Here is a 7,219-nt window from a genome sequence, read left to right on the forward strand (position 1 = left end):
CCTTCCCGGTTTGCGCACCGGGCTGGCTATGCGGTGCGGCTTGCTGTGCATCGTCAAAAGACACCGTCAGAACCTCCAAACGGCCGGGTAAGGACATCGAGCGCACGTAGCGCCTGCTTGGCCGCAATTAGCATGGCGCAGCGTTCAGCTTAACGGCGCAATTGCATAATTGTATCTATCCCCGCGGATATATCACTGTTCCTGACGAATTACGTGACGTTACTTCCTAACTGAAAACGGCACCTGAGCGAGGATCGTCCGATCCGACGGGCGTCACGACCTCGCCGTCTTCGACGTGGCGGCACGATCATCATCCCCGGCATCTGAAAGGCACAACGCCGTTCACAGGATGCCCCATGACCCTCGCACACCACGGTTCCGCCGGTTTCTCCGCGCCCATCGTCACTTGGAATTGCACCGCATCATCCGCGCCGATCGACACGCTGCCTCTCTTTGGCATCCCGCTCGTGTCGGCGAGCGCCGAGACCGTGCTCGACCATCTGCTGATGCCCGGCAGGCGCGCACGCATCGCCTTCCTCAACGCCCATTGCGCCAACGTCGCGGCACGGGACACCGCCTACGCCGACGCGCTCGTCACTGCGGATATGGTCCTGCCGGATGGGATAGGCATCGATGTGGCGGCGAGACTGCAAGGCCTTTCGCTTGCGGAAAACCTCAACGGCACCGATTTCACGCCCCGCCTCATGGCCCGTGCCGCCTCGAAAGGGCTGTCGGTGTTCCTTCTCGGCGGGCGTCCAGGCGTCGCTGAAGAGGCGGCGAAAAGACTCTGCCTCGATCACCCCGGCCTGCGTGTCGTCGGCACGCGCGACGGGTACGACGGTATGGCGAATGAGGCCGCGGCCATCGCCGAGATCAATGCCGCGCATCCCGACATCCTGCTCGTCGCACTTGGCGTGCCGAAGCAGGACCGCTGGCTCGCGGAGAATGCTCATCTCCTCGACGTGCCCATCACCATGGGCGTCGGCGCGCTGCTCGACTTCCTCGCCGGCCGCGTCGCCCGGGCGCCCTTGGCCGTCCGCCGAGCGAAATGCGAATGGATCTGGCGTCTCGCGATGGAGCCGCGGCGCATGGCGGGACGCTACCTCGTCGGCAACGCGGTCTTCCTTGCCCGCTCGGTCCGCAACGCGCTTGCTGAGGCCGACGGCTTGGCCGCCACGCGCCGCGGCTTCGACATTGCGCTCGCCGGCGGCGCGCTGGCGCTCTTCGCGCCGCTTGCGCTTCTTCTCTGCCTTGCGATCCGTTTCGACAGCCGCGGTCCGGTGCTTTTTCGGCAGACTCGGATCGGCAAGTACGGGGTTCCGTTCACCCTCTACAAGTTCCGCTCGATGCATATCGATGCCGAGCAGCGCCGCGCGGCACTGCTCGCGACCTCAGACCGCGAGGGGGTGTGCTTCAAGTCGCGGCACGATCCACGGGTGACCCGGGTCGGCCGCATCCTCCGCCGCTTCTCGATCGACGAGATGCCGCAGATCCTCAACGTCCTGAAGGGTGAGATGTCGCTCGTCGGCCCGCGCCCCGCGCTCCCCGAGGAAGTTGCCGCCTTCCCTGTCCGCGCACTGGGACGTCTCGGCGTTAAGCCGGGCCTCACGGGCATCTGGCAGGTTTCGGGCCGCGCCGAAATCGGCTTCGACAAGATGATCGACATGGACATCGCTTATGCCCGCTCGCGCACGGTCCTGCTGGATCTCGTGCTCATCGCATCGACATTCCGTGCGGTGATCGGCGGACGCGGCGCCTACTGACGGTCGCCACGATGACCGGGCAGGCGCTTGAGGCCTTGGGCTTAGGGCGCCTTCACCGAGCTCTTCACCCGTGAACGTCCGTGTCGCCGCATGAAGACGATCCGCCTGGCGACACCGAAATACGCCCGGGCAGCCAACGCATCAGAGCAGCGACTGTCGCGTTCAGCTGTCCCCCCCGGAGCCCCGCCCGGGCGGGGGATGTGCCCAGCCGGCAATACGCTCCAGATCATCGCACGCGTCCCACCTCTCGTGCGCAGGCGTCAGCGAATGAGCGCCACCGCACCGACGATGCCGAGAACGCGCGCCGCCTCTGCCACGTTCGTCACCGAACTGTCGTAGCAGGCTATCGCGTCACCGGGCAGCAGGTAGGGATCGTAGTCGTCCCGATCCGCGCGCATGCGCATCTTCTCGATCGGCCGTTCGATCACCACTGACACGTCGGTCACGGGATTGCGCGAGAAGAGCGCGGCGGAGCGCGCCGCGCTCGTCGCCCGTGCCCCGCCGACGCAGTTGGCGTCGACGACGGCCTGCAGATAGCGCGTGCCATAGGGCACCTCGCGCACCTCCTGGCCGATGGCGGACGGCGCGTTTCCGGTGGCGGGCTGCGTGAGATTGGAGAGGTACAACGCGACGCCGGGCGGGCTGATCGGGCTCGGCCGCATGAGATCGTCCTGGAAGCACTGGCGCGAGGGAACCACCAACTCGTCGCCGGAGGCCAGGATCACGTCGGGAACGGCACGCCCCTCCACTACGCCGCGCAGGTCGAGCGTGTAGATCGCGCCCCCGCGGATGAGCTGGATCGCAGAGAGGTCCGCATCCGGCCGGATGCCGCCTGCGCTCCGGAGGGCGACCGAGAGGTTGCGCCCCTCGGTGGACGCGCCGAGCGCAAGTTGCCGCCGCGCGTCGCGGTCGGCCCCGGAGACGTTGCCGATCTCGACGGCCTGCGGCTCGAACACCGCGCCCGACACCGCAACGCGCACCGGCGCAAGGTCGGTGATAAGGAGCGACAGTTCGGGTCTCTGATCGTAGAACGCTCCGCTCAGCAGGGCCGCGCGCAGATCCGCGGCCACCGCATCGGGCGTCCGACCCTCCGCCCGGATCGGCTGGAGGAACGGAACCTTGAGCGTGCCGTCCCGCGAAACCACGTATTCGCCGGTGAAGGTGACGTCATCGGGCAGTCGGAGGTCGAGCAGGTCTCCGCGCGACAATGTCTCTCCCCCAAGGGCCGCGGGCACCGAGACGCCAAGCTTGCCACCGGATCCGCCGCCCTCATAAGGCCGGCATTTCGCTGCGTTCATCGCTGCGGACCGCAGGACCGGCGGATCTCCCGCGGGCCCCGCGAAGGCGCGGTACTGGGCCTGATAGCCGTCGCCCGTCTCCACCGGTTCGATATTCTCGACACGGGTAGGTGCGGTGCAGGCCCCCGCGATCAGAAGGGCGGCGGCGCTCGCCGTCAGGCTGAAAGAGGGACGTGGCAGGGCTCGGGCCTCCGGGATGCGCGATCGTCTTTTGGTTGAACCTGCTGTGACACGACTTCGGCGCCTGCGTCCACCTCCCGGTCGGAGAAAGCAAGTCTATCCGGGCGGGTAGAACACAGTCCAGCTGTGCTCAGCCACTCTCCCACGGCGGCCCGCATAAGGAGCGCCGAACGATTATCAGGGGTCAAAACCGAACGCACGCCGCGCCACCCACACGGACCTCACCCCATGTCCCTCCTCGACCGTTTTGGCCCATTCGCTCGCCCGCTGATGGCTTACTGCCTGTCGGAGGGTGCGACGAAGGCCTCGCGCCTCGCCGTGGTGATCTCGGTTGCCCGAACCATGGATGCCGGCGCCATCGGCGTCGCCGCCGCGGCGCTCGCCGCGTCGGACATTCTCAAGGCCCTGACGGAGAACGGCGCGGGCCAGCGCATCATCGCCGCCAGGGACGAGGACTTGGCCGCAACGACCCGTACTGCGCACCGGATCTTCTGGGTCTGGTGCCTCGGCCTCTTCGCGGTCCAGATCGCCGCCGGCGCTCTCATCCTCGCCCTGGGCGGCAGCGCGATGCTGTTCGCGCTGATCTCCATCCTCGCCTGCGAATACCTCTTCATGCCCGCGGGGCTCGTGCAATGCGCGCTCGCCATGCGCGCGGGGAGGATGCAGGCCACCGCTGCCATCGCAGGCGGTCAGGCGGTGGGGGCGAACCTCATGTCGGCCGCGCTCGCGGTCGCGATGCCTGGTCCGTTGGCACTGATCCTGCCGCGTCTTCTCGCTGCACCAATCTGGCTCATTTCAATGCGCCGCCTGCATCCCTGGACGCCCGATCGCAGGGTTGTGCCCGCGCCGATCCGCCCGTTCATCACCTACGGCGCGTCGATCCTCGGTGTCGAGGTGGTCAAGGCCGCGCGCCTCCAGGGCGACAAACTGATCGTCGGCGCCATGATGGGCCCCGAGATGCTCGGCCTCTACTTCATGGCATTCAATGCCGGCCTCGGTCTCGCCAACTCGTTTGCACAGGCCTTTGCGACCGCGCTCTTCCCGCATCTCTGCACGGCGTGGGACCGTGGACAGGCCGTGCGCCAGGCACTCGCCCTTAGCCTCGGCGTCATCGCCCCCGCTGTCGTGTTGCAGGCGCTCGCCGCACCCTATTACGTGCCGGTCCTCTTCGGAGAGGGTTGGGAGGACATCTCGGGCGTCGTCTCCATCCTGTGCCTCGCGGCCATCCCTGGCATTCTCTGGACCGCAGCGGCCGGGTGGCTTCGGGCCCACGACCGTCCGCAGGTCGAGTTCGGGATCACGCTCGCCACCGCCGCGGCACTCGCGTTCAGCACCGCGATCATGGCGCCGCTCGGGCTGGTCGCGATCGCTTGGGGTACGCTTCTCGTGACCTCCGTCACTCAGATCGGATCAGCCCTGCCGGTGCTCGCCCCGGCGCTCCGCCCTCTCTTTGCGAAGGAAATCTGAGCCATGGTCCCTCGCTTCAGTATCGTGATCCCCGCCTTCAACGCCGAAATGACGTTGACCGAGACGCTCCAGAGCCTGCTCGCGCAGACCTGGAATGACTGGGAGGCACTCATCGTCGATGACGGCTCAACCGACGGCACCCGCGCCATCGCCGAGCTCTATGCCGCGAACGATTATCGGTTCCGGGTCGTCACCAATACCGGGCGCGGCCCGAGCGCAGCGCGTAATCTCGCCCTTGGCGAAACCCGCGGCAGTCTGATCGCCTTCCTCGACGCCGACGACACATGGGCATCGTGCAAGCTTGCGGACATGGCGCGAGTGATGCAGGACCCTTCGATAGACGCGGCCTTCGCCCGGATCGCCTTTTTCGACGACGCCGGATCTCGGACGATTTCGAAGGTCGGCCATGCGGATCTAACGGTCCCCGATCTTCTGGGCGAGAACCCAGTCTGCACGATGTCGAATATCGTCGTACGCCGCTCGGCCTTTCGCGCGACGCGCGGTTTCGATACCCGTCTCGTCCACAATGAGGATCTCGAGTGGCTGATCCGCCTCGTGGCGACCAGCCATCGCGTGATCCCGGTCGACAAGGTCCTCGTCCACTACCGGACGACCCCCTCGGGCCTTTCGTCGAACCTTGATGCGATGCGGCGCGGACGGCAAGCCGCCCTCGAGACGGCGCTCAGCCACGGCTACAAATCGTCTTCAGCCGACGAGGCGATCCACCTGCGCTACCTCGCCCGCCGAGCATTGCGAACGGACGCACCGCCGCGCGAGGCGCTGCGGCTCGCTTTCGCCGGCGCTCGGATGAGCCCTGCCGGGTTCTTCTCGGATCTTCGACGCGGGCTGATGACGTTCGCCGGCGCCCTCGTAGCCCCGATCCTGCCGCTACGCGCACGCCGGGCGCTATTTTCCAACTGAAAGTTTCATCGAGAATTGTCCCAATGTCCCACGCCAGCCTCGTAGTTCCCGCTTACAATGTCGAAAGTACGCTCGGGGAGACTATCCGCTCGCTCCTCGCCCAGACCCATTCGGACTTCGAGATCATCGTGGTCGACGACGGTTCGAGCGATCGCACTCCGCAAGTGGCGCAGAGCTTCAAGGACCCCAGGATCCAGCTCGTTCAACAGCCCAACCGCGGCCTCGCGGGCGCACGCAACACCGGTATCGCACATGCGCGCGGCCGGTACATCGGCTTCTGCGACGCGGACGATCTCTGGCGCCCCACGAAACTCGCCGCCCACGTCGCTCATCTCGAGGCACGGCCCGAGGTCGGCATCAGCTATTCCGGTTCGCTCCTCGTGGATGCGGAGGGGCGCGCCACGGGCCTGGCCCAGCGTCCGCGCCTGAGGGACGTCACTGCGGCGCATGTCTTCAAGCGAAATCCGATCGGCAACGGTTCAGCCGCGGTCATCCGCCGCGCTGCGCTCGACGCCATCGCATACCGACCCGAGGGCGAGCAGACACGGGATTGGTGGTTCGACGAGACTTTCCGCCAATCGGAAGACATCGAATGCTGGATGAGGATGCTGCTTAGCACCGATTGGGAGATCGAGGGGATTACAGGCCTACTGACCCGCTACAGAGTCGCGCCGGGTGGTCTGTCGTCTGCGCTCAACCGGCAGTATGTCAGCTGGGAAAGGATGGTCGAAAAACTGACTCCGATCGCACCGACCTTCATGGCGCAGCATGTCGGCGCCGCCCGCGCCTATCAACTGCGCTACCTCGCGCGCCGGGCAGTCAGTGCCGGTGACGGCCCGGCAGCCCTCGAGAATATGCAGGGCTCAATCGCGTCCTCGTTGCGACCTTTCGCCGAAGAACCTGCGAAGTCGATGATCACCCTTGGTGCAGTCTGTGCGCTCGCCATGTTCGGGACCGCATCTATTCGGTTTGCGCGGCGTCTCGTCGCTCGCCGCGCCGCATAAGTAACCATTACAGGAGAAGTTTTTCATGACACGTATTGTACACCTCATCGACGACATTAATCCGGGCGGCGTCGTCCGCTATCTCGATTTCCTTTCCGCCAGCCCCGAGATGGCATTCGGCCACCACGAGGTGATACCCGTTTCCAAGAGCCGCTTCGGCAGCATCCGCGTCGAGGCAGACGTCATCGTCTCGCACCTTTCAATCAATTGGCGAGGTTTACCGGGCCTCATGGCCCTGCGTGCCCGCTATGCCGGAATTCCGATGATCCATGTCGAGCACAGCTATTGCGAAGGGTTCGCGGCTGCTAACGTCTCGGCCAAGCGTCGCTTCACGACCCTCCTCACCTCCGCCTACTCCCTCTTCGATCGGGTCGTGGCGGTCAGCGAGATGCAGGCTGCGTGGCTCTTGCGCCGGAGCGTGGTGGACAGCGAAGCTCTGACCGTCATTCCGCCCTGCGTCGACCTTGCTCCGTTTCGCGCAATCCCTGCGGTCGACGGCCCGGTGCGCATCATCGGTGCGCTTGGCAGGTTCCACACCCAAAAAGGGTTCGACGTGTTGATCCGGGCCTTCCGCCAGGTGGACGAT

At 66.1% G+C, this 7,219-nt stretch carries 6 protein-coding genes; 5 read left to right on the forward strand and 1 reads right to left on the reverse strand.

The features are described 5' to 3' along the window. The first annotated feature begins 356 nt into the window (after nucleotides 1-356). Complete coding sequence (locus tag OCH239_RS20820) at nucleotides 357-1,763, forward strand: WecB/TagA/CpsF family glycosyltransferase (RefSeq protein ID WP_037267272.1); 1,407 nt, start codon at nucleotides 357-359, stop codon at nucleotides 1,761-1,763. Between the two features lie 260 nt (nucleotides 1,764-2,023). On the opposite strand, the gene OCH239_RS20825 is transcribed toward OCH239_RS20820, so the two are convergent. Then, nucleotides 2,024-3,241, reverse strand: a complete 1,218-nt coding sequence (locus tag OCH239_RS20825) for a polysaccharide biosynthesis/export family protein (RefSeq protein WP_051489702.1) — start codon at nucleotides 3,239-3,241, stop codon at nucleotides 2,024-2,026. A gap of 228 nt (nucleotides 3,242-3,469) precedes the next feature. On the opposite strand from OCH239_RS20825, the gene OCH239_RS20830 reads away from it, so the two are divergent. From OCH239_RS20830 to OCH239_RS20845, 4 genes are all read left to right on the forward strand, one after another. Further along, a complete protein-coding gene (locus OCH239_RS20830; RefSeq protein ID WP_037267277.1) occupies nucleotides 3,470-4,708 on the forward strand; it encodes an oligosaccharide flippase family protein in 1,239 nt (412 codons plus the stop codon). Nucleotides 4,709-4,711: 3 nt separating this feature from the next. Next, entirely contained in the window at nucleotides 4,712-5,629 is a 918-nt protein-coding gene (locus OCH239_RS20835; RefSeq protein WP_037267279.1) for a glycosyltransferase family 2 protein, read from the forward strand. Nucleotides 5,630-5,652: 23 nt separating this feature from the next. Continuing rightward, entirely contained in the window at nucleotides 5,653-6,633 is a 981-nt protein-coding gene (locus tag OCH239_RS20840) for a glycosyltransferase family 2 protein (protein WP_037267280.1), read from the forward strand. Between the two features lie 25 nt (nucleotides 6,634-6,658). Further along, nucleotides 6,659-7,219: glycosyltransferase family 4 protein (locus tag OCH239_RS20845; RefSeq protein WP_037267282.1), on the forward strand; the 561-nt coding region annotated here is incomplete at its 3' end.

This window comes from Roseivivax halodurans JCM 10272, from assembly GCF_000521785.1.
In the GTDB taxonomy this organism is placed as follows: Bacteria; Pseudomonadota; Alphaproteobacteria; order Rhodobacterales; family Rhodobacteraceae; genus Roseivivax; species Roseivivax halodurans.

Excerpts from the sequence above, each read along its gene's own strand:
- OCH239_RS20830 (WP_037267277.1), top strand. The coding sequence starts at position 3,470 with ATGTCCCTCCTCGACCGTTTTGGCCCATTCGCTCGCCCGCTGATGGCT.
- OCH239_RS20835 (WP_037267279.1), top strand. The coding sequence starts at position 4,712 with ATGGTCCCTCGCTTCAGTATCGTGATCCCCGCCTTCAACGCCGAAATG.
- OCH239_RS20840 (WP_037267280.1), top strand. The coding sequence starts at position 5,653 with ATGTCCCACGCCAGCCTCGTAGTTCCCGCTTACAATGTCGAAAGTACG.
- OCH239_RS20820 (WP_037267272.1), top strand. The coding sequence starts at position 357 with ATGACCCTCGCACACCACGGTTCCGCCGGTTTCTCCGCGCCCATCGTC.